Origin of the sequence: Ornithinimicrobium jinqii, assembly GCF_045032595.1 — a bacterium.
Classification (GTDB): Bacteria; Actinomycetota; Actinomycetes; order Actinomycetales; family Dermatophilaceae; genus Ornithinicoccus.
On the sequence record NZ_JBJFZS010000030.1, the window covers coordinates 1 to 24,251 of the forward strand.

Genomic DNA, 24,251 nt, shown 5'->3' on the forward strand with positions numbered 1-24,251 from the left:
CCCCCCCCCCCCCCCCCCGCCGCGACCGGGGACGACCCGGTCGCGCTCGGCCACGCCGTGGCCGAGCAGTTGTTGTCCCGTCTCGACCCTGTGGTGGCCGGCGAAGCAGCCGTTCCCGCCCCGGGGTCACACACCACCGGAGCGTGACCAGTGAGCACCGACGCCACGCCGATCCCGACCGCCCACCTGCCCCTGCAGGCCGACGCCGCCCGGGTGGCGTTCGTCGGTGCCGGACCGGGTGATCCCGGACTCCTGACCGTCCGGGCCCGTGACTACCTGGCCGCGGCCGACGTCGTGGTCGTCGACCGACCGCACCAGGCCGAGCAGCTGCGGGCCTGGACCCGCGACGACGTCGCGCTGGTCGTCGCCGACGAGGACGGCCGCGCGCTCGGCGAGGCTGCCCGGGCCGCGCTGCTCGTCCGGACCGCGTCCGGGTATGCCGACCCCTCGCACCTCGTCGTGCGGCTCGTGGACGGCGACCCGAGCGCCTTCAACGGTCTCGCCGCCGAGGCTCTGGCCTGCCGCGAGTCCGGCGTGACCTTCGAGATCGTGCCGGGCGTGAGCACCGCCTGGTCCGTCCCGGCCTACGCCGGGGTGCCGCTCACCGGTCACGACGCGGGCGGCGAGCTGCACATGGTCAACGCCGCCGACCAGCACGTCGACTGGGCGCTCTCGGTGCGCGACGACATCACGGTCGTCATCGTCGGCTGCCCCGAGGACCTGATCGCCGCCCTGCGCGGGCTCGCCGGCGCCGGCCGGGACGGCACGAGCCCGGTGGCGCTCACCCAGCACGGCACCACGGTCAGCCAGCACACCAGCGTGACCACCCTCGACGAGGCGATCCTCGCCCTGTCCTCGGGCAGCACCGACTGCCCGGAGGCCTCGGTCGCCGTGGTCGGCCACCAGGTCGAGCTGCGGGCCGAGCTGTCCTGGTACGAGACCAAGCCGCTCTTCGGCTGGTCGATCCTCGTCCCGCGCACCCGTGAGCAGTCGCAGTCGATGGTGGAGCGGATCGCCGCCTACGGTGCGACCGCCGCGGTCGTGCCGACCATCAGCGTCGAGCCGCCCCGGACCCCCCAGCAGATGGACCGGGCGATCAAGGGCCTGGTCACCGGCCGCTACGAGTGGATCGGCTTCACCTCCGCCAACGCCGTGCGCGCGGTCCGCGAGAAGTTCGAGGCGCTCGGCCTCGACGCCCGTGCCTTCGCCGGGCTCAAGCTGGCCGCCGTCGGGGGGGTCACCGCCGACGCCCTGCGGGAGTGGGGCCTGGAACCCGACCTCGTCCCGGAGGGTGAGGAGTCGGCCGTGGGTCTGCTCGAGGTGTGGCCCCCCTACGACGAGGTCCTCGACCCGATCGACCGGGTCTTCCTGCCGCGTGCCGACATCGCCACCGACACCCTGGTCGCCGGGCTGAAGGAGGTGGGCTGGGAGGTCGACGACGTGACCGCCTACCGCACCGTCCGGGCCGCCCCGCCGGCCGCGCCGGTGCGCGAGGCGATCAAGGGCGGAGCCTTCGACGCGGTGTGCTTCACCTCCTCCTCGACCGTGCGCAACCTGGTCGGCATCGCCGGCAAGCCGCACCCCAGCACCGTCGTGGCCTGCATCGGCCCGGCCACCGCCAAGACCGCGGAGGAGTACGGCCTGCGTGTCGACGTGGTCGCGCCGGAGGCCAGCGCCACCGCGCTCGTCGACGCCCTGGCCCAGCACGCTCGCGTGCAGGTCGCCCAGGCCCAGGCGGACGGCGAGCCGGTGCTGCGCCCCAGCCAGCGCCGCACGACCGGCCGACGGGCCCGGTCCCGCCGGTGAGGGGGACCGTCCCCGGGCGGGGCGGGACGGCATACCCGGTGCCGTCCGAGCGCCCGCGGCGCCTGCGCGCCACCCCGGCCCTGCGCCGGATGGTCGCCCAGACGCGGCTGCACCCGGCCGAGCTGGTGCTCCCGGTCTTCGTGCGCGACGGCATCGACGAGCCGCACCCGATCTCCTCGATGCCGGGGGTCGTCCAGCACACCCCCGCGAGCCTGCTCGTCGCCGCCCGCGAGGCCGTCGACGCGGGGGTCGGCGGGATCATGGTCTTCGGCGTGCCACGCGACGCCGACAAGGACGCGACGGGCAGCTGCGGCACCGCGCCCGGCGGAGTGCTCAACCAGGCCCTGACCTCGCTGCGCGAGACCCTCGGCGACGACACCGTGCTGATGAGCGACCTGTGCCTCGACGAGTTCACCGACCACGGGCACTGCGGGGTCCTCGACGACCGTGGGCGGGTCGACAACGACGCCACCCTGGCGCGCTACGCCGAGATGGCGGTGGTGCAGGCCGACGCGGGCGCCCACGTCGTCGCGCCCAGCGGGATGATGGACGGGCAGGTCCGCGTGGTCCGGCAGGCGCTGGACGAGGCGGGGCACCAGGACGTCTCGGTGCTCGCCTACACCGCCAAGTACGCCTCCGGCTGCTACGGCCCGTTCCGCGAGGCCGTCGGCTCCACGCTCCGGGGCGACCGCTCGACCTACCAGCAGGACCCCGCCAACCGCACCGAGAGCCTGCGCGAGCTGCGGCTGGACCTCGACGAGGGCGCGGACCTGGTCATGGTCAAGCCGGCCCTGCCCTACCTCGACGTCCTCAGCGACGTCGCCGCCCTGGCCGACGTCCCGGTGGCGGCCTACCAGGTCAGCGGGGAGTACGCGATGATCGAGGCCGCTGTCGGGCACGGCTGGCTGGACCGGGACCGGATGGTGCTGGAGACGCTGACCTCGATCCGGCGCGCGGGCGCTCAGGTCGTCCTGAGCTACTACGCGGTGCACGCCGCGCGCCTGCTGGGCGGCTCGCGCGGGTGAGAGACGCCGTCCGGGGCCGGTCGGGGGGCCGTGGCAGGCTGGGGGGTATGACGTCAGTCGGCACCGAGCACCCCGTCCAGACCCCCTACCCGGACCCCGCGCCTGCGTCCGAGGCGCTGATGGGGCGGGCCCGCGCACTGATCCCCGGGGGCGTGAACTCCCCGGTCCGGGCGTTCCGGTCGGTCGGGGGCACCCCGCGGTTCATGGTGCGGGGGCAGGGGCCGTGGATCTGGGACGCGGACGGGCGACGCTACGTCGACCTCGTCTGCTCCTGGGGCCCGATGATCCTCGGGCACACCCACCCGGACGTCCTCGCGGCCGTGACCGAGGCGGCCGCCCAGGGGTTCTCGTTCGGCATGCCGACCGAGCGTGAGGTGCTGCTGGCGGGGGAGATCGTGCGGCGCGTGCCCTCGGTGGAGCGCGTGCGCCTCGTCAGCTCGGGCACCGAGGCGACGATGAGCGCCATCCGGCTGGCCCGCGGGTTCACCGGCCGGTCGCTCATCGTCAAGTTCGCCGGCTGCTACCACGGCCACGTCGACGCCCTCCTGGCCGCCGCCGGCTCGGGCGTGGCCACCCTCGCGCTGCCCGACTCCCCGGGCGTGCCCCCCAGCAGCGCGGCCGAGACCATCGTGCTGCCCTACAACGACCTCGCCGCCGTGGAGGCGGTCTTCGCCGAGCGCGGCGACCAGATCGCGGCCGTCATCACCGAGGCGGCCCCGGGGAACATGGGCGTCGTCCCGCCGGCGGCCGGCTTCACCGAGGGGCTGCGCCGGATCACCGCCGCCTCCGGCGCGCTGCTGGTCAGCGACGAGGTGATGACGGGCTTCCGCGCCTCCGCGTCCGGATGGCTGGGGCTGGAGGGGGTCCCCGCCGCCGGCGCCCCGGACCTGTTCACGTTCGGCAAGGTGATGGGCGGCGGCTTCCCGGCCGCGGCCTTCGGCGGACGCGCCGACGTCATGGCCATGCTGGCGCCGGAGGGGCCGGTCTACCAGGCGGGCACCCTGTCCGGCAACCCGGTCGCGGCGGCCGCCGGGCTGGCGACGCTGCGCGCGTGCACCGACGAGGTCTACGCCCGGCTCGACGTCGTGGCCGACGCCCTGACCGGGGCCGTGGACGAGTCCTTCACGCGGCACGGCATCCCGCACCGCGTGCAGCGGGTCGGGTCGATGTTCAGCGTGTTCTTCCGCGAGGGGCAGGTGCACGACTACGCCGGCGCGCAGGACCAGGACACCGAGCGGTTCGGCCGCTTCTTCCACGCGATGCTGCGCCGCGGCGTCCACCTGCCTCCCAGCGCCTACGAGGTGTGGTTCGTCTCCGCGGCCCACGACGACGAGGCGCTCGAGCACGCGGTGCGGGCCGTCCGGGAGTCCGCGGCCGAGATCGCCTGAGGACCGCTCCAGCGACGACGACCGTGCCTCCCGACGCGGCCCCGCCCCCCAGTCCGGACCCAGGAACGCGTGGGACAATCCGGGCCATGTCCGCTGCCGCCCGCGAACCCCGCGCCCTGCACGACGGCACCCCCGTGACGATGGTGCACGTCGTCCGGCACGGCGAGGTGCACAACCCCGACGGCGTCCTCTACGGGCGGATGGCCGGCTACCACCTCTCCGAGCGCGGCCGGGCGATGGCGCAGGCGACCGCCGACGCGCTCGCCGAGCGCGACGTCACCCACGTCGTGTCCTCGCCGCTGGAGCGGGCGCGGGAGACGGCCGCTCCGATCGCCGCGGCGCACGACCTAGAGGTCGGCACCGACGAACGGCTCCTGGAGTCGACGAACCACTTCGAGGGGATGACGGTCGGGCGCGGGGACGGGGCGCTGTGGCGGCCCGCCCACTGGATGGTGTTCACCCGGCCCCTCCTGCCGTCGTGGGGCGAGCCCTACGCCGAGATCGCGGCGCGGATGCAGCTGGCCCTGGAGGACGCGCGGCAGCAGGCCGAGGGCCACGAGGCGGTGCTGGTCAGCCACCAGCTGCCGGTCTGGACCCTGCGCCGCTCCCTGGAGAACCGGCGTCTGTGGCACCACCCGCGCCGCCGCGAGTGCAGCCTCGCGTCGGTGACCAGCGTGCTCTTCCACCGCAACCTGCCGGTGCGCATCATCTACCGCGAGCCGGCCGCCCACCTGCTGGCCGGGGCGCTCGACGTCACCGGCACGTCCGCGGGGGTGATCCGCGCGTGAACCGACGCGCGCACCGCCTACCCCTGACGGTCCTCGCCGCGGCGTCGCTGACCCTGACGGCGTGCAGCGACGACAACACCATCAACGCCCAGATGCGGCAGGGCGACGAGCTCGGTTACGTCGCCGGTGACGGCGCGGTCGAGCAGCTCGTGCCCGAGCAGCGCGAGACCACGATCCTCCTCGAGGGGACGACCCTGGAGGACGAGCCGTGGACCTCGGCCGACCACGCCGGGGAGGTTCTCGTGGTCAACGTGTGGGGCTCGTGGTGCGGACCGTGCATCGCCGAGGCGCCGGACCTGGAGGCGGTCGCCTCGGAGCTCGTGGAGGCGGGGGAGCCGGTGCAGTTCATCGGCGTCAACGTGCGCGACTCGGTGCCCAGCGCGCTCGCCTTCCAGGAGGCCAAGGGCGTGAGCTACCCCTCGCTCGTGGACGACGGCGGTCGCACGCTCGCACAGCTGCAGGGCCTGGCCGTCGCCCGCCCGACCACGATGCTGCTCGACGGGCAGGGCCGCCTCGCCGCCCGCGTCAACGGGCAGGTCGACGCGGCCACGCTCCGCGGGCTGATCGACGACGTGCTCGAGAGCGAGCCCGCTGCGTGAACGACGTCGTCCTCTCCGGCCCGCTGCTGCTGGCCGCCGCCGTCGCCGCGGCAGCGGGGCTGGTCTCCTTCGCCAGCCCGTGCGTCCTCCCGCTGGTGCCTGGCTTCCTCGGCTACGTCGGGGGTATGGCGCCCGCGTCCCCGGGTGCGCGAGGCGCCGGCGGGGAGCCGGGCCGGTGGCGGCTGGTCGCGGGGGCGCTGCTGTTCGTCGCCGGGTTCTCGGTGGTCTTCATCCTCATGAGCGTGGTCATCTCCGGGCTCGGGCTCGCCCTCGTCGAGCACCAGGGGCTGCTGCTGCGCGTGGGTGGGGTCGTCGTCCTCGCCCTGGGCCTCGTCATGCTGCTCCAGCCGTCCGCCGCGGTGCAGGTGCGCTGGCGGCCGGCGGCCGGGCTGGCGGGGGCCCCGCTGCTGGGCGTGGTCTTCGGGCTGGGGTTCTCGGCCTGCACCGGTCCCTCGCTGGCGGCGATCCAGACGCTGGGCATCTCGATCCTGCCCGGCTCGGACACCGTGGGGCGGGCGGTGGTGCTGGCCGTGGCCTACTGCGTCGGGCTCGGGCTGCCGTTCGTGCTCGTCGCCGCCGGGCTGGGCGGGGTCGGTCGCGTGTCGCGCTGGCTGCGCGACCACCACCTGAGCGTGCAGCGCACCGGCGGCGCGGTGCTCGTCGTCCTGGGGCTGCTCATGCTGCTCGGGGTGTGGGCCGAGGCGACGGCGTGGGTGCAGACCCGGCTGACCAGCAACTTCGAGACGGTGCTCTAGTGGCGACCCAGACCCCGGAGCGCATCGAGCCCTCCTACCCCAAGGACCGCACGACCCTGGGCGGCCCGCGGCTGGGGCCGCTGGGCTGGGCCAGGTGGGCCTGGCGCCAGCTCACCAGCATGCGCACCGCTCTCCTGCTGCTCCTTCTGCTCGCGCTCGCGGCGATCCCCGGCTCGGTCTTCCCGCAGCGCGGTGTCGACCCGGCGCGGGTGCGGACCTACCTGGAGGACAACCCGGGTCTCGGACCGTGGCTGGACCGGGCGGGGATGTTCGACGTCTACTCCTCGCCGTGGTTCGCCTCGATCTACCTGCTGCTCATGGTCAGCCTCGTCGGCTGCGTGCTGCCGCGGATCCGTCAGCACGTGCAGGCGCTGCGGGAGCAGCCGCCGCGGGTGCCGCGCCGCCTGACCCGGATGCCCGTGCACCGCAGCGTGGTCCTCGACGCCACCCCTGGCGAGGTGGCTGCAGCGGCCCGGGCCACGCTGGGCGAACGCCGGTTCCGGCTGCGCAGCGACGACGGGGCCGCGCCGCTGGAGGTGTCCGCCGAGAAGGGCTACCTCAAGGAGACCGGGAACATCTTGTTCCACCTCTCCGTCCTCGGCGTGATCGTGTCGGTCGCGGCCGGCCACCTCTTCGGCTGGCGCGCCGAGATCATCGTCAAGGAGGGGGAGACGGTCACCACCGGGGCGGGCAGCTTCGACACCCTCACCCTCGGGCCGCTCGTCGACGAGCAGGACATCCCGGTCTTCTCGCTGCGGCTGGACGACCTGGACGTCGAGTTCGAGGCCGAGGCCCAGGGAGCGCAGTTCGGCCAGCCGCGCGTCTTCGCGGGGCTGGCCACGGTCCAGCAGGGCGACGAGCCGGCGACCGGCCAGGAGTTCGCGATCAACCGGCCGCTGTCCGTCGACGGGGTCTCGTTGTACCTCCTCGGCAACGGCTACGCCCCGGTCGTGACCGTCCGCGACGCCGAGGAGCAGATCCTCTTCTCGGACGCCGTGACCTTCCTCCCGCAGGACAACACCTACTCCTCCCAGGGCGTCGTCAAGGTGCCCGGGGCCACGCCGGAGCTCGCCTTCGTCGGGGGCTTCCTGCCCACGCTGACCTTCGACCCCGAGCTGGGACCGACCTCCGCCTTCCCCGGCCTCGTCGACCCGGCCCTCGTGCTCGCCGTCTTCGAGGGCGAGCTCTACCCCGACGGCCGGGCCCAGTCCGTCTTCTCGGTGGAGACCGACCAGATGGACCAGGTCATGCAGGACGACGGCACGCCCACCAGCCTCCTCATCCGCCCCGGCGACACGCTGGAGCTGCCCGGCGACCGGGGGTCCATCGAGCTGGAGTCGGTCATCCGCTGGGGCGGGCTCCTCGTGCGGCACGACCCGGGCCGCGTCCCCGCGCTGGTCTTCGCCTCCATGGCCATCCTCGGACTGATGCTCATGCTCGGCGTGCGGCGCCGCCGCGTGTTCGTGCGGGTGGAGCCGGGCGGGGCCGAGGAGTCCGACCAGGGCAAGGGCGCACGGCATACTGGAGTGACCGTCGCCGGACTCCCCAAGGGCACCGACCCGGGCCTGGACGACCTCGTCGACCAGGTCCTCGAGCGCATCGTGACCGCGTCCGGCGGACGGGTCCGAACAGACAAGGACGCAAGCGAATGACGAACACCACCCTGGCCCAGGCCTCGGACTACCTCATCTGGGGCGCGATCGTCGTGCTCGCGCTGGCGCTGCTGGCCTTCTCCGTGCACCTGGCGGTGACCGGTGCCGCGCGCGAGCGCCGCGCCGACCGGACCCGCGCCGTGGAGATGGCGGGCGTCGGCGCGGGGGGTGCGGGGGCCCCGTCCGCGGACGACCCTCCGGGTGCGCACCTCACGCCGTCGCGCCGCTGGGGGGTCGTGGGGCTCCAGCTCACCTGGTTGGGCACGCTGGCCGTCGTCGCCGGGACGGTGCTGCGCTCGATGTCGGTCGCGCGCGCGCCGCTGGGCAACATGTACGAGTTCGCGCTGGTGACCGCCGCGTTCGCCCTCGTCGTCTACTCCGTCTGGAGCCTGCGGCAGGACCGGCTCTGGCTCGGCGCCTTCGTCGTGCTCCCGGTCGTGGTGATCCTCGGCGCCGCCCGGCTGTGGTGGTACACCGAGGCGTCGCAGCTGATGCCGGCGCTGGACAACATCTGGCTGGTCATCCACGTCACGATCGCCACCCTGTCGATCGCCCTGTTCACCATCGGTGCGGCGCTGGCCGTGGCCTACCTGCTGCGCGACCGGGCCGAGCGGAAGGGCGGGGCCAGGGGCTGGCTGGCGGCGCTGCCGACCGCGCAGACCCTCGAGCGGCTGACCTACGGCATCCACGTCTTCGCCTTCCCGCTGTGGACCTTCGCGCTGGTCTCGGGAGCCATCTGGGCCGAGCAGGCGTGGGGTCGCTACTGGGGCTGGGACCCCAAGGAGGTGTGGACGTTCGTCATCTGGGTCGTCTACGCCGCCTACCTGCACGCGCGGGCCACGAGCGGCTGGACCACCCGGCGGGCGACGTGGGTCGCGGTCGTCGGCTTCGGCTGCATCATCATCAACTACACGGTCGTCAACCTGCTGATGACCGGCCTGCACTCCTACTCCGGGGTGAGCTCGTGATCGCGGTCCGCTACACCGTCATGCGGCTGATGATCTTCGCCGGGTTCTTCGCGCTGCTCAGCCTCCTCGGCGCGACGTTCATCTGGGCCGCCGTGGGCGCCGCGCTGCTGTCGATGGTCGTCTCCTACTTCCTGCTCGCCCGGGACCGCGAGGTGCTGGCCGCCGGCATCGAGCACCGCGTGGAGAACCGGATCGAGCGTCGCCGGGCGCAGGTCGACGCGGAGCGCTCGGCCGAGGACGACGAGGACACCGAGGTCGACGGCCGGCGCTGACGGGGGGCGCCCGGCCGATGAGGTGCACCGTTCCTGCGCAGGGGAGGGCCCCTGGCCTCGCGCGTCAGGCGAGGGCGAGGCCCACGGTCAGGGCAACGGCATACCCGAGCTGGAGGAGCCCCGTCTGGGTGAGGGCGGGCAGCAGCTCCCGGCCGTAGGTCTCGGCGAGCACCGAGCGCACCGGCCGCACGGCCAGCGGGGCGGCGAGGAGTCCGACCAGCGCCGTGGGGTGCTGGACCGCCGCGAGGAGCACGGCGGCGAAGGCGCCGACGACCAGCCAGAGGTAGAGCCGGCGGGTGCGCGGGAAGCCCAGGCGCACCGCGAGGGTCCGCTTGCCCGCGGCCCGGTCGCCCTGGAGGTCGCGCAGGTTGTTCGTCACCAGGATCGCCGAGGGCAGGAGGCCGCAGCCGATCGCCCCGCCCACGGCGGCCAGGTCGAGCGTGTGCGCCTGGGTGTAGGTCGTGCCGAGCACCGCGACCAGGCCGAAGAAGACGAACACCATGACCTCGCCGAGCCCGCGGTAGCCGTAGGGGTTCTTCCCGCCGGTGTAGTGCCAGGCCGCCCACAGCGCCAGGGCGCCGACGAGCGCCAGCCACAGGGTGTTGGACAGCGCGACGAGCGCCAGGCCGGCGACGCTCGCGACGAAGAAGCAGGCGAACGCCGCGGCCTTCACGGTGCCCGGGTCGGCGACACCGCTGCCGACGAGGCGGAGGGGTCCGACGCGGTCCTCGTCGGTGCCGCGGATGCCGTCGGAGTAGTCGTTGGCGTAGTTGACGCCGACCTGGAGCCCGAGGGACACGACGAGGGCGAGCAGCCCCAGCCCGAGGTCGTGGCTTCCTGCGGCGTGCGCCGCGGCGGTGCCGACCATGACGGGGGCGACCGCGGCCGGGAGCGTGCGTGGGCGCGCCCCCTCGATCCACTGGGCGAGGGTTGCCATGGGTGCGAGCTAGAGCCCCTTCAGGAAGTCCGGGTCGTCGTCGGGACCGAGCGGGCCGGTCGGGGGTCCGCCCCGGCCGCGGGGCCCGAGGATCGTCTCCAGGATGCTGACCGGCCGCCCGGCGATGAGCCAGGCGGCCCCGCCCACCATCGGGAAGAGCAGGATCATCAGGATCCACAACGGCTTGGGCACCCCACGCACCCGGTCGTCCTCGGTCTGGACCGCGTCGACGACGCAGAAGATGGTGAAGGCGAGCACGACGACCGGGATGATCACACGGAGCACGGCTCTCTCCTTCTCAGCGGGGGGACGGTGGGAGGACCATTCTGTCATCCCTCCGCGCTCGGGGACGCCGCCGCACGCAGGAGGGCGCCCGCCCGGGCAGGGTCGGGCTTGCCGGACGGCAGCAGGGGTATGGCGTCGCGCAGGACCACCTGGCGCGGCAGCGCGTGCGCGGGGAGGGTCGGGGCGAGCGCGGCGCGCAGCCGGGCGAGGTCGTCCGCAGGGTCCGTCGGGCGGGAGGGCACGACGACCGCAGCCACGACCTGGCCCCACTCCTCGTCCGGGACACCGACCACCACGGCGTCCGTGACGCCGGGCAGCGCACGCAGTGCCGTCTCGACGTCGCGCGGCTCGACCTTGTGGCCGCCGGTGACGATGACGTCGTCCACCCGGCCCAGCACCCGCAGCCGCCCGCCCTGCCAGCTGCCGCGGTCACCGGTCACGAACCAGCGCCGCCCCTCCAGGACCTGGAAGGCGGTCGACGTGAGGTCCGGCGCGTCGGCATACCCCTGCGCGAGCACGGGTCCCGCGAGGTGGATGCGCTGGTCGACCGGGTCGAGCCGCGCCACGACCCCCGGCAGCGGCACCCCGTCGTAGACGCAGCCGCCGGCGGTCTCGCTCATGCCGTAGGTGGTGACGACGCGGGCCCCGGCCTCGCGCGCGTGCCGGAGCAGTCCGGGGTCGGCGGCGGCCCCACCGACGAGGACCGCGTCCAGCGACGCCAGGGCGGCGGTGCCGTCGGCGTCCTGCAGCAGCCGGTGCACCTGGGTGGGGACCAGCGAGGCGTAGGTGGGGGAACCGCCGCCGGCGCGAGAGACGGCCGACGCGAAGGCACCACCGGTGAAGGGGCCGGCCGGCAGCGCCACGGGTTCGGTGCCCGCGAGGACGGACCGGGCGAGGACCTGCAGCCCGGCGACGTGGTGGGTGGGCAGGGCCAGGACCCACCGGCCGTGGCCGTCCAGCACCTCGGCCGTGGCCTCGCCGGAGGCCCGCAGCGCCGAGGCCGGCAGTCGCACGCGCTTGGGTGTGCCGGAGGATCCGGAGGTGGCGACGACGACGCAGGGCTCGTCGGCACGGTCGCCCACCTCGTCGCCCGACGCCTCGTGGAGCAGGGTCCGCAGCGCGGGGAAGAGCTGGTCCCAGGTGCTCCCCGCGGGGACGAGCAGGTCCGGGGAGCCTGTCGTCACCGGCTCTCTTCCGCGGTCTGGAAGGACGCGTCGAGGTCGACGTACCAGCGGTCCTCGATCTTGGTCAGGACGATCGACTCCCCGGCCATCGACTCGGCGAAGAGGTCGGTGAAGTTGTCCTCGTCGACGACCGCGGAGGTGCCGTCCTCCGCGACGTCGGCGCCCTGGATGGTCACGGCCTCGAGCACGCCGGGGTCGGCGTCGTCCAGGCCCTGGGCCTCGAGCTCGGGCTTGAGGACCTCGGGCAGCAGGGTGACGCAGGCCTCGTAGTCGGCCTCGACGTCGGCCATCGGCCTCTCGAGGTCGGTGAAGGAGACCATGTGGTCGCAGGCGGTCGGGTCGGCACCGATCATCGCGACGAGGAAGTCGGTCGCCACCTGCGCCGCGGCCTCACCCTCGGCGCCGCCCTCGACCTCGCCGTCCGCCGTGTCCCCGGGGGTCGCGGTCGCAGCGGTGTCGTCGGTCGTGGGTCCGGCGTCCGCGGTGGCGGTCGTGCTGTCGGAGTCGGAGGACGGGGTCGGGCCGGAGGTGGGCTCGACGTCGTCGGTCGCGGGCGGCGTGGTGGGAGGGGGCGCGTCGGCGCCATCGTCGCTGCTGCACCCGGCCAGGAGGAGGGCGGGCACCGCCAGGATGGTCACGAGTGCGCGTCGCATGGGTGTCAGGTCCTTCGCGGAGGGGGGTCCGTGCTGGTCAGCGCCCAGTGTCTCACGCAGGACCGCGACCGCCCTGGTCAGAAGTACCAGGGGAAGGGGGACCAGTCGGGGGCGCGCTTCTCCAGGAACGCCTCCTTCCCCTCCACCGCCTCGTCGGTCATGTAGGCCAGCCGGGTCGCCTCGCCGGCGAACACCTGCTGGCCCATCAGTCCGTCGTCGGTGAGGTTGAGGGCGAACTTGAGCATCCGCTGCGCCGTCGGGCTCTTGCCGAGGATCTCGCGGGCCACCTGCACCGACTCGGTCTCCAGGTCGGCGTGGTCGGCCACGATGTTGACCGCGCCCATCCGCTGCATCGCCTCGGCGTCGTAGGCCCGCCCGAGGAAGAAGATCTCGCGGGCGAACTTCTGGCCCACCATCTTGGCCAGGTAGGCCGACCCGAAGCCGGCGTCGAAGCTGCCCACGTCGGCATCGGTCTGCTTGAAGCGGGCGTGCTCGCGGGAGGCGATCGTCAGGTCGCAGACGACGTGCAGGCTGTGCCCGCCCCCGGCGGCCCAGCCGCTGACCACGGCGACCACCACCTTGGGCATCGTGCGGATCAGGCGCTGCACCTCCAGGATGTGCAGCCGTCCGCCCTCCGCCCTGACCCGCGCGGCGTCGACGGTGTCCACGGTCTCGCCCGCGGCGTACTGGTAGCCGGACCGCCCCCGGATCCGCTGGTCGCCGCCGGAGCAGAACGCCCAGCCGCCGTCCTTGGGGGAGGGGCCGTTGCCGGTGAGCAGGACCACGCCCACGTCCGGCGTCATCCGCGCGTGGTCGAGCGTGCGGTAGAGCTCGTCGACGGTGTGCGGCCGGAAGGCGTTGCGGACCTCGGGCCGGTCGAAGGCGATCCGCACACAGCCGAGCTCGACGTGCCGGTGGTAGGTGATGTCGGTGAGCTCGAAGCCCTCGACCTCCTGCCACTGGGCGGGGTCGAACGGGTCGGCAACGTCGGTGTCGGTCACGCTCGCAAGCCTAGGCGAGGGGTAGGACGCGCCCGTGCTCCCCGGTCGGTGCCGTCAGCTGTCGCGGCTGCTGAGCACGCAGAACTCGTTGCCCTCCCGGTCCGCCAGGACGGTCCAGGTGACCTCCTCGGCGTCCTGCCCGACGTCGGCGCGCGTCGCGCCCAGGTCGAGGAGGCGCTGGATCTCGGCCTCGCGGTCCTGCGACGTGTGGGGGGCGAGGTCGATGTGCAGGCGGTTCTTGACCTGCTTGTCCTCCGGGACCGGGACGAAGACCAGTCCCTGCCCGCGACGCCTCCACTCCTCGAGGGTGGCCACCGGACCCTCCTCGTGCTCCTCGAGCGCGTGCCGAGGCACGACGACGGCCTCCTCCGGGGTGTCGTAGACGACCACCCAGTCCAGGACCTCCGCCCACCACCGGGCCTGGGCCTGCGGGTCGTGGGAGTCGACGACGACCGTGTACCACGTGAGTGCCATGCCGGCCAGTCTGCCGAGAAGGAGCGGGCCGCGCAGCAGGAGCGGGCCTGGTGGAGGACAGGTCGTGTCCGCGTCACGCGGCCGTCCGACGCGTCCGGTCGTAGCCTGTGGCAGTGATCCCGGAGCTGGCCGACCTGCTGGAGGTCGCGCACGTCGTCCGGCTGCCGATGCGGGTGCGGTTCCGGGGGGTGACCGCGCGGGAGGCGGTGCTGCTGCGGGGGCCCCGGGGGTGGGCGGAGTGGGCGCCCTTCCCCGAGTACGACGACGCCGACGCCGCGCGCTGGTTGTCCTCAGCGCTGGAGCTGGGGTGGGGCGAGGTGCCGGCACCGGTGCGCACGGAGGTCGGGGTCAACGCGACGCTGCCGGCGGTCGGGCCGGAGCAGGTGGAGGCGGTGCTGGCGCGCTACGACGGCTGCCGGACCGTCAAGATCAAGGTCGCCGAGCGCGGGCAGGACCTCGACGACGACGTCGCGCGGGTGACGGAGGCCCGCCGGGTGGCCGGGCCGGGCGCGCGGCTGCGCGTCGACGCCAACGGGGCCTGGTCCGTGGACGACGCGCTCACGGCGCTGACCCGTCTGGCACCGCTGGGGCTGGAGTATGCCGAGCAGCCGTGCGCGAGCGTCGAGGAGCTGGCCCAGCTCCGCCGGACCCTGGCGCGCCGCGGGCTGGACGTGCCGGTCGCCGCCGACGAGTCGATCCGCCGCTCGGACGACCCCCTGCGGGTGGCCCGGGAGCACGCCGCCGACCTCGTCGTGGTCAAGGTCGCCCCGCTCGGTGGCGTGGCCGCGGCCCTGCGGATCGTCGCCGCGTGCGGGCTCCCGGCCGTCGTCAGCTCGGCCCTCGACACCTCGGTCGGCCTCGCGGCCGGGGTGGCGCTCGCCGCCGCGCTGCCGCAGCTGGACCACGACTGCGGGCTCGGCACCGCCGCCCTGCTGGACGCCGACGTCGTCCGGGACCCGCTCGTGCCGCTCGCCGGGAGGCTGACCACGGCCCGGGCCGCCGCGGCCCGTGCGGCGGTCGACCCGGCCCGGCTCACGGCATACCGGGCCGGCGCGGAGCGCGAGCAGTGGTGGCGGGACCGCCTGACCCGCGCCCACGCCCTGCTCTGACCGGCCTGGCCCGGAGCGAGGTTTTACGTCGGGGAAACCACCGGCAACGCGATGGAAACACAGGGCGTCCGGGACGGAAACATCACCGCCGTTGACTGGGCGCATCGCGGTGAACACCCCGCGGACCGGTGCGGTCGCACCAGCAGGACGACCGCGCGACACCCCAGGAGGCAATCTGATGGAACTCTCGACGAGTGACGTCTGGGTCATGGTGTCGGCAGCGCTCGTGCTGCTGATGACACCGGGCCTGGCGTTCTTCTACGGCGGACTGGCCCGTGCCAAGGCCGCCCTCAACATGGTGATGATGAGCTTCGTGTCGATCGGGCTGGTCGGCGTGGTCTGGGTCCTGTGGGGCTACGGCATGACCTCGGCACCCGGCATGCTCGGCGGCCTGGTCGGCAACCCGCTGAAGGACTTCGGCCTGGTCGACCACGTCGGCACCGGCGACCTCATCGGCATCGGCTACGGCGCGACCTTCGCGATCATCACCGTGGCCCTCATCTCCGGTGCGGTCGCCGACCGCACCCGCTTCAGCTCCTGGACGGTCTTCGTGCCGATCTGGGTCACCCTCGTCTACTGCCCCCTGGCCTTCATGGTCTGGGGCGGCGGGCTCCTCTCCGCCGACGGCGCGATCGGCAGCCGGTTCGGCGAGGCCATCGACTTCGCCGGCGGCACCGTGGTGCACATCAACGCCGGCCTCGCCGCGCTGGTGCTCGTCTACATCATCGGCAGCCGCGCCGACTTCGGGAAGTCCAAGGGCTACCACCGGCCGCACAACCTCCCCCTCGTGATGATCGGCACCGCGCTGCTGTGGTTCGGCTGGTTCGGGTTCAACGGTGGTGCCGCGGGCACCGCCGAGGAGGCCGGCCTGATCTGGGTCAACACCCTCGTGGCCCCGGCCGCGGCGATGCTGGCCTGGCTGCTCACCGAGCGCGTCCGCGACGGCCGCCCGACCTCGGTCGGTGCCGCGTCCGGTGTGGTCGCCGGCCTGGTCGCCATCACCCCGGCCTGCGCGAGCGTCAGCCCGCTCGGCGCCCTGGTGATCGGCCTGCTCGCCGGCGTCGGCTCCGCGATCGCGGTCGGCTGGAAGTACCGGTTCGGGTACGACGACGCGCTCGACGTCGTCGGCGTGCACCTCGTCTCCGGCATCATCGGCACGGTGGCGATCGGCTTCCTCGCCCTGCCCGTGGACGGCGAGGGCGGCGGCCTGTTCTACGGCGGCGGCGCCGGGCAGCTCGTGGCCCAGGTCGTGGCCACCCTCTTCACCCTCGTCTTCACCGGTGTGATGACCGCCCTGATCGGCATCCTCATCGCCAAGACCATCGGCTTCCGGGTCAGCCCGGAGGACGAGGCCCGCGGGGTCGACCTGTCCGAGCACAGCGAGTCCGCCTACGCCTTCGGCGAGGATGTTGCCTCCTACGACCCACTCGCCGAGGAGGCCCGCGCCTGACCCTTGCGGTGAGGCGTGCAGGCCCGGACGGGGCACCACCGGTTCGCCGGCGGTGCCCCGTCCGCACGCGTGGGCCCGGCGCACCGCACACCCCCGGACGGAGAAGGTGGTCGCCGCGCCCCGCCGCGGACGATATCCTCGCAAGGACCGCTCCACACTCCCAACCACTTCGTGAGGTGCCCTGTGCCCACCGGCAAGGTCAGGTTCTACGACGAGGACAAGGGCTTCGGCTTCCTGTCCAGCGACGAGGGCCAGGACGTCTACGTGCCCCGTTCCGCCCTTCCCCAGGACGTGGAGGCGCTCACCCGCGGCGCCCGGGTCGAGTTCGACATCGTCGCCGGCAAGCGCGGCGACCAGGCCCTCCACGTGCGCCTGCTCGAGCCGGCCCCGTCGGTCACGCGCGGCCTGTCGCTGCGCGACCGCAAGCCGGCCGAGGACATGGTGGTCGTCGTCGAGGACCTCATCACCCTGCTGGACCAGGCCTCCACCACGCTGCGCAAGGGTCACTACCCCGACCGCACGCACGGCGGGGCGCTGGCCAAGGCGCTGCACGGCGTCGCGGACCAGTTCGAGGCCGGGAGCTGAGCGCGGTGGTGACCCCCAGGACAGACGCCGTGCTCACGGCTGCCGTCGACCTCGCCCGCGGGGCCGCCGAGGAGATCGCCGAGCCGGGGACGGTCGGCGAGCACGTCGGGGCGGTCGTCGAGGAGGAGCGGGTCGCCACCCACCTGTTCACCTGCACGGCCACCGCCTACCCCGGCTGGCGGTGGGCGGTCACGCTCGCCCGCGCGCCGCGGGCCCGCAAGGCCACGGTCAGCGAGGTGCACCTCCTCCCGGGCGAGGGTGCGCTGCTGTCCGCGGACTGGCTGCCGTACGCCGAACGCCTCGCGCCGGGCGACATCGGGCCCGACGACCGCACGCCCTACGTGGACGACGACCCGCGGCTCGAGGCCGGCTTCGAGGCCACGGGCGAGGAGGACGTCGACCAGGTCGCGCTCTGGGAGCTCGGGCTGGGCCGTCCGCGGGTGCTGTCCGCCGAGGGGCGCGACGCCGCGGCCACCCGCTGGCACGACGGCGACCACGGGCCGGAGAGCGAGGTGGCCCGCAAGGCGCCGCTGCCGTGCTCGACGTGCGGCTACTTCCTGCCCATGGCCGGAGCCCTGCGCTCGGTGTTCGGCGTCTGCGCCAACGAGTGGTCGCCGGCCGACGGCACCGTCGTGGCGCTGACCTTCGGGTGCGGGGCGCACAGCGAGGTCGACGTGGAGAAGCGCGAGCCGGACCGGGTCGAGCCGCCGGTGCTCGACGACGGCGACCTGGAGTTCGTCGAGCGCTGAGCTCGAGCGACCCGCCCCGGCCCGTCAGGCCATGGCGGCGTTGCCGCGACCCCGAGCCAGGTAGACGTGGCCGAGGGCGCCGCCGGCGAGTCCCGCGACCGGCACCCACACCCACCACTCGCGCTCGCCCGAGCGCAGTTCGGGCACCAGCAGCAGGACCACGAGCGCGACGGCCCAGACCAGCAGGCCCCAGCGGACCAGCACGATCGTGCGCACCGTGACCTCGGGGACGGGGATGTCCGTGGGCTGCTCCGACGGGGGCGGGGAGGGGGTCTGCACGCCACTACGCTAGCGCGCATGTCCGTCACCGCACCCGACCGAGTCAGCACCTCGGCCCTCGACCGCTACTTCCGCATCTCCGAGCGCGGGTCCACCGTGACCCAGGAGATCCGCGGAGGCCTGGCGACCTTCTTCACGATGGCCTACATCGTGGTCCTCAACCCGCTCATCATCGGCACCGTGCCGGACGGGACCGGCGAGTTCCTCGCCGGGGGAGACCTGCAGGTCATCGCCGCCGTGACGGCCCTGGTGGCCGGCGTGATGACGATCCTCATGGGGGCGGTGGCCAACTACCCGCTCGCGCTCGCGACCGGGCTGGGGCTCAACGCGTTCGTGGCCTACGGGGTGGCCAGCCTCGACGGGATGACCTGGGCCGACGCGATGGGGCTGGTCGTGCTGGAGGGGCTCATCATCCTGGTCCTGGTGCTGACCGGCTTCCGCGAGGCCGTGTTCCGCGCGATCCCCGCCCAGCTCAAGGTCGCGATCTCGGTCGGCATCGGGCTGTTCATCACGATCATCGGGCTCGTGGACGCGGGTGTCGTGCGCAAGCCCGCCAGCGGTCCCGTGCCGGTCGAGCTGGGCGTCGGCGGGTTTCTCGCCGGCTGGCCGACGCTCGTCTTCGTCGTCGGCCTGTTCACGATCGCGGCGCTGCTCACGATGGGGGTGCGCGGCGCGATCCTCTACGGGATCGTCACGGCGACCGCGCTGGCGATCCTGCTGGAGGCGGTGTTCAGCATCGGTGGGCAGACCCCCGACGGCGCCAACCCGACCGGCTGGAGCCTCAACGCCCCGGCGCTCCCGGAGTCGATCGTGCAGGTGCCGGACTTCAGCCTGCTCGGCCAGTTCTCGCTGCTCGGGTCGTTCTCGGCCATCGGCGCCACGGCGGTCTTCCTGCTGGTCTTCACCCTCATGCTGGCCGACTTCTTCGACACGATGGGCACGATGGTCGCCGTCGGTGCCGAGGCCGGCCTGCTCGACGAGGAGGGCAACCCGCCCAACACGCGCCGCATCCTGGTCGTCGACTCGCTGGCCGCCGCGGCCGGTGGGGCAGCCGGGGTGAGCAGCAACACGTCATACATCGAGTCCACCGCAGGGGTGGGGGAGGGGGCGCGCACGGGCCTCGCCTCGATCGTCACCGGGGTCCTGTTCCTGCTCGCCACCTTCCTGTCCCCGCTGGTCTCGGTCGTGCCGCACGAGGCGGCGACGCCCGCGCTGGTCATCGTCGGCTTCCTGATGATGCAGCAGGTCACCGGCATCGACTGGGACGACCTGGAGATCGCGATCCCGGCGTTCCTGACGATCGTCATCATGCCGTTCACCTACTCGATCACGGCGGGCATCGGGGTGGGCTTCGTGGCCTACGTGCTGCTCAAGGTGGTCAAGGGCAAGGCCGGGGCAGTGCACCCGCTGATGTGGCTGGTCGCCGGGCTCTTCCTCGTCTACTTCGGCATCGACCCGATCCGCGGCTGGCTCGGCGTCTGACCGCAGCCCGGCGCGTCCGGAGCGGCCGGGCGGCGGGTCCGGAGCGGCCGGGCGGCGGGTCCGGAGCAGGTGTTTAGCCGAGGTAATGAGTTAGGCTAACGACCTATGACCGAGCCCGACATCTCCGCGCTCGCGCACGACCTGCGGATCGCGTGCATGCGGGTGGCGCGGCGGGTGCGCTTCGACGCGGACAACACCATCGCGCCGCACCTGTTCAGCGTCCTGGCCCGCCTCTCCGAGGAGCCGCGGACCGTCGGCGAGCTGGCCGCGATCGAGCAGGTCAGCGCGCCGAGCGTGAGCCGCACCGTGGGCCAGGCCTGCGAGGCGGGGTATGCCGTGCGCTCCCCGGACGCGCACGACGGCCGCCTGGTGCGGCTCTCGCTCACCCCGGAGGGCCAGGAGATCGTGCGACGGGAGCGGGCCCACCGCGACGCCTGGATGACCGGCCGGCTCGAGGAGATCACCGCGCACCAGCGGCAGGTGCTGCGCGAGGCCACCGACCTGCTCGACCGGGTGGTGGGGCCGTGAGCACGATGTTCGCGGCGCTGTCGGTCCGCAACTACCGCATCTACGCCGCCGGGGCGCTCGTCTCCAACACCGGCACCTGGATGGGCCGCGTCGCCCAGGACTGGGTCGTCCTCACCGAGCTCACCGACAACTCGGCGTCGGCGTTGGGCATCGTCACCGGCCTGCAGTTCCTGCCGATCGTGCTCTTCACCCCGATCGCGGGGGCGATCAGCGACACCTTCCCCAAGCGGCGAGTCATGCTCGTCAGCCAGTCGCTGATGGCGTTCTTCGCGCTGCTCATGGGTGTCGCCGTGCTCACCGGCTCCATGGAGCTGTGGCACATGTACGTCCTGGCCTTCCTCTCCGGCACCGCCGCGGCCTTCGACGCCCCGGCGCGCCAGTCCTTCGTGTCCGAGATGGTGCCGCCCCGCGTGCTGACCAACGCCGTCGGCCTCAACAGCGCGTCCTTCCACTCCGGACGGCTCATCGGCCCCGCGACGGCCGGACTGCTCATCGCCGCCTTCGGCACCGGTCCGACGCTGGTCATCAACTCCTTCACCTTCGTCGCCGTCATCGTGGCGCTGCTGCTCCTGGACGTGCGCCAGCTGGCGCCCCTGCCGGACCGCGCCGGGAAGGGACGCTCCTCCGTGCGGGAGGGGGTCGCCTACGTCCGGCGCCGACCGGACCTCATCCTCATCCTGTGCATCGCGTTCATGCACGGCACCTTCGGCATGAACTTCCAGATCACCAACGCCCTCATGGCCACCGAGGTCTACGGCAAGGGGGTCACGGAGTACGGGGTGACCGGCTCGGTGATGGCGATCGGGTCGCTGGCCGGAGCGCTGCTCGCCGCCCGGCGGGAACGTCCACGGTGGCGCCTGCTGCTCGGCTCGCTCGCGGCGTTCGCCGTCTTCTCCTTCGTCCTCGCGCTCGCCCCGACGTTCACGACCTACCTCATCCTGCTCGTCCCCACGGGGCTCACCGCGCTGACGGTCATGGTCAGCGCCAACGCCATGGTGCAGCTGTCGGTCGACCAGGAGGTCCGTGGGCGGGTGATGGCCCTCTACATGGCGGTCTTCTTCGGCGGCACCCCGCTGGGGGCGCCGGTCATCGGCTGGATCGGCGAGCAGTACGGTGCCCGGTGGACGGTGCTCATCGCCGCGATCGCCTGCGGCGCCACGGCGGTGGTCGCCACCGTCTACGTCATGCGCAACGACAACCTGCGCCTGCGCGTCCGGGCCAGCTGGGCCCGCCCGCTGGTGCTCGAGCGGGGTGCGGCCCTCACCGAGCCCCTTCCTGAGAAGGTGACCTGATGAACGCCCACACCCGACGCCTCGTCGTCCTCGTGGCCCTCGCGGCCCTGCTGCTCGTCCCCGTCCTGGCGACGCTCGGCTGATGTCCTTCACCACGCGCCCGACCCTGACCGGGACCGTCGGCATGGTCTCCAGCACGCACTGGCTGGCCTCGCAGGCGGGCATGCGGATGCTCGAGCTCGGCGGCAACGCCGCCGACGGGGCCGTCGCCGCCGGCCTCGTCCTGCAGGTCGTCGAGCCGCACCTCAACGGTCCCGGCGGCGACCTGCCGCTCATCGTCGCCTCGGCCGACGACCCGACACCGCGCGTGCTCTGCGGGCAGGGACCGGCGCCCGCCGGTGCCACCCCCGAGCACTTCGCCTCGGTCGGGCTCGACCGGGTGCCCGGCTCCGGACCGCTGGCGACCGCCGTCCCCGGGGCGTTCGAGGCCTGGATGGTGCTGCTGCGCGACCGCGGCACGATGACCGCCCGGACGGTGGCAGAGCCGGCGCTGCACTACGCACGCCACGGGCATCCGGTGCTCGAGCGGGTCAGCCGGACGATCGAGACCGTGCAGGACCTCTTCGAGCAGGACTGGCCGACGTCGGCGGACCTCTGGCTCGTCGACGGTCGGGCGCCCCGTCCCGGCAGCCTGCTGGCGAACCCGGCCTGGGCCGACACCCTCGAGCGGCTCCTCGCCGAGGAGGACGCCGCGGACGGTGGCCGGGAGCGCGGTGTCGACGCCGTGCGCCGGGCCTGGTCGCACGGGTTCGTGGCGGAGGCGGTCGACGCCTTCGCCCGGCGGGCCTTCCGGCACTCCGGCGGCCAGGTGCTCCCCGGAGTCCTCAGCGGCCAGGACCTCGCGGACTTCGAGGCGACCTGGGAGGACGCCGTCACCCTGGACGTGGCCGGTCACACGATCGCCAAGACCGGCCCCTGGGGCCAGGGACCGACGCTGCTGCAGGTGCTGCAGATGGTCGACGGGCTGGGCCAGACCGACCTCGACTCCGTCGAGGGCGTCCACACCCTCGTCGAGGCCTGGAAGCTGGCGATGGCCGACCGCGAGGCGTGGTTCGGCGACAGCGCCGAGGTGCCGCTGGGCGACCTCCTCGACCCGGGGTATGCCGCGCAGCGCGCCGCTCTCGTGGGCGCCACCGCCAGCCGGGAGGTGCGGCCGGGGTCGCCCGGCGGACGGGAGCCGCGGCTCGCCGCGCTCGCGCTCGCGACCGGGGGGGCGGACGTCGGCGACGACGCCACCGTCGGTGAGCCGACGGTGCAGCGCGACGGACTGACCCGCGGCGACACCTGCCACGTCGACGTCGTCGACCGCTGGGGCATGCTCGTCTCCGCGACCCCCAGCGGCGGCTGGCTGCAGTCCTCGCCGACGATCCCGGAGCTGGGTCTCTGCCTCGGCAGCCGCCTGCAGATGATGTGGCTCGAGCAGGGGCTTCCCAGCTCGCTCGTGCCCGGCCGCCGGCCCCGCACCACCCTCTCGCCGACCCTGGTGCTGCGCGACGGCATACCCGTCCTCGCCTGCGGCACCCCCGGCGGCGACCAGCAGGACCAGTGGCAGAGCGTGTTCCTCCTGCGGCACCTCGTCGGCGGGCTCGACCTGCAGGAGGCCATCGACGCCCCCGTCTTCCACACCACGAGCTTCCCCGGCAGCTTCCACCCCCGGGCCACCGAGCCCGGTGTCCTCGTCGCGGAGTCGCGGCTGGGCGAGGGGACCCTCTCGGCCCTGCGCTCCCGGGGCCACGAGGTGGTCGAGCAGGGGCCGTGGTCGCTGGGTCGCCTGTGCGCCGTCGCGCGCGACCCCCGCACCGGCGTGCTGTCCGCCGGGGCCAACCCGCGAGGGATGCAGGGGTATGCCGTCGGGCGTTGAGTCCGGAGCATCACCTACCGTGGTGCCGACACCGACCCAGGAGGCCACGTGGCAGCCAACCTAGCCAAGCTCTCTCTCAAGTACGGACCGATCGTCTACACGCTCGCCCAGAAGTACGGTCCGCAGGTCGTGGAGCAGATGCTGAAGCAGCGCGAGCCGGCGCAGCGGCTCGTCTCCGCCCGGCGCGAGCACGCGTCGGCGCGCAAGCTGGCGTTCGCGCACGCCGAGTCCGTCGTCGACGGCACCGTCCAGCAGGTCTTCCACGCGGACGGGTCCTACTGGGTGGTCTTCTCGCGCAACGAGCCCGTGGGCACCCACCCGCACACCAACATCCCGTTCGAGGCGCTCCTGCTCAACACCGACCCGGGCAGGCGGATGCGTCCCGAGCAGCTGCGGCGCACGGTTCACCTGCCCAAGCTCCCGAAGCGCTGACGTGGTCGCCGAGCGCGCCGCGCGCGTCGACTACGCGGGGGAGGGGCTGTCGGAGGACGCCTGCCCGCCGGCGCCCCTCGAGATCGTCCGGGCCTGGGTGGCGTCCGCCATCGAGCGGCAGTCGGCGGAGCGGGACGTGCCGGAGCCGACGGCGCTGTCCGTGGCGACCGTCGACGCCGACGGGGTGCCGGACGTGCGGACGGTGCTGATGCGGGACCTGGACACCCGGGGGCCCGCGTTCTACACCAACACCGGCTCCGCCAAGGGGCAGCAGGTGGCCGCCAACCCGGCGATGGCCGCAGCGCTGACGTGGCCCTCGATGTACCGCGCCGTCCGTTTCCGGGGGACCGCCGAGCTGCTGCCGCCCGAGGACGTACTGGCCTACTTCAGGTCGCGCCCCTGGGGCTCGCGGGTCGGTGCACACGCCTCGGCCCAGTCGCGCCCGGTGCCGGACCGGGAGACCGTCGAGACGGCATACCGGGAGTTCGCGGAGCGCTATCCCGACACCGGCAGCGCCGACGACGTGCCGGTGCCCGAGGACTGGGGCGGCTACCGCCTCGTCGCCGACCGGGTGGAGCTGTGGGCGGGCCGGCGCAGCAGGCTGCACGACCGGATCGTCTGGGAACGGGTGGGGCCCGGCGGGCTGGACGACCCAGCGGCGTGGCGACGGCTGCGGCTGGCGCCGTGAGCCGACGGC

The 24,251-nt window shown here is 73.7% G+C and carries 26 protein-coding genes; 19 read left to right on the forward strand and 7 right to left on the reverse strand.

The genetic code is table 11. From position 1 onward, the window contains the following. Positions 1 to 150 precede the first annotated feature (150 nt). The 9 genes from ACI3ET_RS13890 to ACI3ET_RS13930 all read left to right on the forward strand — a co-directional run bounded on the left by ACI3ET_RS13890 (position 151) and on the right by ACI3ET_RS13930 (position 9,253). Entirely contained in the window at positions 151 to 1,806 is a 1,656-nt protein-coding gene (locus tag ACI3ET_RS13890; protein WP_405033662.1) for a bifunctional uroporphyrinogen-III C-methyltransferase/uroporphyrinogen-III synthase, read from the forward strand. Continuing rightward, positions 1,803 to 2,831, forward strand: coding sequence for a porphobilinogen synthase (gene hemB, locus ACI3ET_RS13895; protein ID WP_405033663.1), 1,029 nt, complete (start codon positions 1,803 to 1,805; stop codon positions 2,829 to 2,831). The genes ACI3ET_RS13890 and hemB overlap by 4 nt, the downstream gene beginning before the upstream one ends. A 47-nt stretch (positions 2,832 to 2,878) precedes the next feature. Beyond that, entirely contained in the window at positions 2,879 to 4,219 is a 1,341-nt protein-coding gene (gene hemL / locus ACI3ET_RS13900) for a glutamate-1-semialdehyde 2,1-aminomutase (RefSeq protein WP_405033664.1), read from the forward strand. 86 nt (positions 4,220 to 4,305) lie between these two features. Further along, entirely contained in the window at positions 4,306 to 5,007 is a 702-nt protein-coding gene (locus ACI3ET_RS13905; protein WP_405033665.1) for a histidine phosphatase family protein, read from the forward strand. Further along, a complete protein-coding gene (locus ACI3ET_RS13910) occupies positions 5,004 to 5,606 on the forward strand; it encodes a TlpA family protein disulfide reductase (protein ID WP_405033666.1) in 603 nt (200 codons plus the stop codon). Before ACI3ET_RS13905 ends, ACI3ET_RS13910 begins: the two co-directional genes overlap by 4 nt. After that, positions 5,603 to 6,361 carry a cytochrome c biogenesis CcdA family protein gene (locus ACI3ET_RS13915; protein ID WP_405033667.1) on the forward strand — a complete coding sequence of 253 codons (759 nt, stop codon included), beginning with the start codon at positions 5,603 to 5,605 and terminating at the stop codon, positions 6,359 to 6,361. The genes ACI3ET_RS13910 and ACI3ET_RS13915 overlap by 4 nt, the downstream gene beginning before the upstream one ends. After that, positions 6,361 to 8,013, forward strand: a complete 1,653-nt coding sequence (gene resB / locus ACI3ET_RS13920; protein ID WP_405033668.1) for a cytochrome c biogenesis protein ResB — start codon at positions 6,361 to 6,363, stop codon at positions 8,011 to 8,013. The genes ACI3ET_RS13915 and resB overlap by 1 nt, the downstream gene beginning before the upstream one ends. Further along, positions 8,010 to 8,981, forward strand: a complete 972-nt coding sequence (gene ccsB, locus ACI3ET_RS13925) for a c-type cytochrome biogenesis protein CcsB (RefSeq protein WP_405033669.1) — start codon at positions 8,010 to 8,012, stop codon at positions 8,979 to 8,981. The genes resB and ccsB overlap by 4 nt, the downstream gene beginning before the upstream one ends. After that, on the forward strand, positions 8,978 to 9,253 hold the full coding sequence (locus ACI3ET_RS13930; RefSeq protein ID WP_405033670.1) for a DUF4229 domain-containing protein: 276 nt from the start codon (positions 8,978 to 8,980) through the stop codon (positions 9,251 to 9,253). Before ccsB ends, ACI3ET_RS13930 begins: the two co-directional genes overlap by 4 nt. A gap of 64 nt (positions 9,254 to 9,317) precedes the next feature. On the opposite strand, the gene ACI3ET_RS13935 is transcribed toward ACI3ET_RS13930, so the two are convergent. The 6 genes from ACI3ET_RS13935 to ACI3ET_RS13960 form a co-directional block, all read right to left on the reverse strand. Then, entirely contained in the window at positions 9,318 to 10,190 is an 873-nt protein-coding gene (locus ACI3ET_RS13935; RefSeq protein WP_405033671.1) for a 1,4-dihydroxy-2-naphthoate polyprenyltransferase, read from the reverse strand. A gap of 9 nt (positions 10,191 to 10,199) precedes the next feature. Continuing rightward, on the reverse strand, positions 10,200 to 10,475 hold the full coding sequence (locus ACI3ET_RS13940) for a PLDc N-terminal domain-containing protein (protein ID WP_405033672.1): 276 nt from the start codon (positions 10,473 to 10,475) through the stop codon (positions 10,200 to 10,202). 44 nt (positions 10,476 to 10,519) lie between these two features. Continuing rightward, positions 10,520 to 11,659: an AMP-binding protein gene (locus ACI3ET_RS13945; RefSeq protein ID WP_405033673.1), complete on the reverse strand. Its 1,140-nt coding sequence runs from the start codon at positions 11,657 to 11,659 to the stop codon at positions 10,520 to 10,522. Further along, positions 11,656 to 12,312 (reverse strand): hypothetical protein, encoded by a 657-nt coding sequence (locus tag ACI3ET_RS13950; RefSeq protein WP_405033674.1) that lies wholly within the window; start codon positions 12,310 to 12,312, stop codon positions 11,656 to 11,658. The genes ACI3ET_RS13945 and ACI3ET_RS13950 overlap by 4 nt, the downstream gene beginning before the upstream one ends. Positions 12,313 to 12,389: 77 nt before the next feature. Beyond that, entirely contained in the window at positions 12,390 to 13,313 is a 924-nt protein-coding gene (locus ACI3ET_RS13955) for a 1,4-dihydroxy-2-naphthoyl-CoA synthase (RefSeq protein WP_405033675.1), read from the reverse strand. A 54-nt stretch (positions 13,314 to 13,367) separates the two neighbouring features. Then, positions 13,368 to 13,787, reverse strand: coding sequence for a VOC family protein (locus tag ACI3ET_RS13960; RefSeq protein WP_405033676.1), 420 nt, complete (start codon positions 13,785 to 13,787; stop codon positions 13,368 to 13,370). 113 nt (positions 13,788 to 13,900) lie between these two features. On the opposite strand from ACI3ET_RS13960, the gene ACI3ET_RS13965 reads away from it, so the two are divergent. From ACI3ET_RS13965 to ACI3ET_RS13980, 4 genes are all read left to right on the forward strand, one after another. Beyond that, positions 13,901 to 14,896, forward strand: a complete 996-nt coding sequence (locus tag ACI3ET_RS13965) for an o-succinylbenzoate synthase (protein ID WP_405033677.1) — start codon at positions 13,901 to 13,903, stop codon at positions 14,894 to 14,896. A 178-nt stretch (positions 14,897 to 15,074) separates the two neighbouring features. Continuing rightward, positions 15,075 to 16,346 (forward strand): ammonium transporter, encoded by a 1,272-nt coding sequence (locus ACI3ET_RS13970; protein ID WP_405033678.1) that lies wholly within the window; start codon positions 15,075 to 15,077, stop codon positions 16,344 to 16,346. 183 nt (positions 16,347 to 16,529) lie between these two features. Beyond that, positions 16,530 to 16,931 (forward strand): cold-shock protein, encoded by a 402-nt coding sequence (locus tag ACI3ET_RS13975; RefSeq protein WP_405033679.1) that lies wholly within the window; start codon positions 16,530 to 16,532, stop codon positions 16,929 to 16,931. Between the two features lie 5 nt (positions 16,932 to 16,936). Then, on the forward strand, positions 16,937 to 17,680 hold the full coding sequence (locus ACI3ET_RS13980; protein ID WP_405033680.1) for a DUF3027 domain-containing protein: 744 nt from the start codon (positions 16,937 to 16,939) through the stop codon (positions 17,678 to 17,680). A gap of 24 nt (positions 17,681 to 17,704) precedes the next feature. Here ACI3ET_RS13980 and ACI3ET_RS13985 read toward each other — a convergent pair whose 3' ends face one another. Beyond that, positions 17,705 to 17,959: a DUF2530 domain-containing protein gene (locus ACI3ET_RS13985; protein WP_405033681.1), complete on the reverse strand. Its 255-nt coding sequence runs from the start codon at positions 17,957 to 17,959 to the stop codon at positions 17,705 to 17,707. A gap of 18 nt (positions 17,960 to 17,977) precedes the next feature. On the opposite strand from ACI3ET_RS13985, the gene ACI3ET_RS13990 reads away from it, so the two are divergent. The 6 genes from ACI3ET_RS13990 to pdxH all read left to right on the forward strand — a co-directional run bounded on the left by ACI3ET_RS13990 (position 17,978) and on the right by pdxH (position 24,242). Beyond that, positions 17,978 to 19,441 (forward strand): NCS2 family permease, encoded by a 1,464-nt coding sequence (locus ACI3ET_RS13990; RefSeq protein WP_405033682.1) that lies wholly within the window; start codon positions 17,978 to 17,980, stop codon positions 19,439 to 19,441. A gap of 105 nt (positions 19,442 to 19,546) precedes the next feature. Beyond that, positions 19,547 to 19,969 (forward strand): MarR family winged helix-turn-helix transcriptional regulator, encoded by a 423-nt coding sequence (locus tag ACI3ET_RS13995; RefSeq protein ID WP_405033683.1) that lies wholly within the window; start codon positions 19,547 to 19,549, stop codon positions 19,967 to 19,969. A gap of 5 nt (positions 19,970 to 19,974) precedes the next feature. After that, entirely contained in the window at positions 19,975 to 21,261 is a 1,287-nt protein-coding gene (locus ACI3ET_RS14000) for an MFS transporter (protein WP_405033700.1), read from the forward strand. 82 nt (positions 21,262 to 21,343) lie between these two features. Continuing rightward, a complete protein-coding gene (locus ACI3ET_RS14005) occupies positions 21,344 to 23,122 on the forward strand; it encodes a gamma-glutamyltransferase family protein (RefSeq protein ID WP_405033684.1) in 1,779 nt (592 codons plus the stop codon). Positions 23,123 to 23,170: 48 nt separating this feature from the next. Further along, positions 23,171 to 23,554 (forward strand): hypothetical protein, encoded by a 384-nt coding sequence (locus ACI3ET_RS14010; RefSeq protein WP_405033685.1) that lies wholly within the window; start codon positions 23,171 to 23,173, stop codon positions 23,552 to 23,554. A gap of 1 nt (position 23,555) precedes the next feature. Next, a complete protein-coding gene (gene pdxH / locus ACI3ET_RS14015) occupies positions 23,556 to 24,242 on the forward strand; it encodes a pyridoxamine 5'-phosphate oxidase (RefSeq protein WP_405033686.1) in 687 nt (228 codons plus the stop codon). The last annotated feature ends 9 nt before the right edge of the window (positions 24,243 to 24,251 follow it).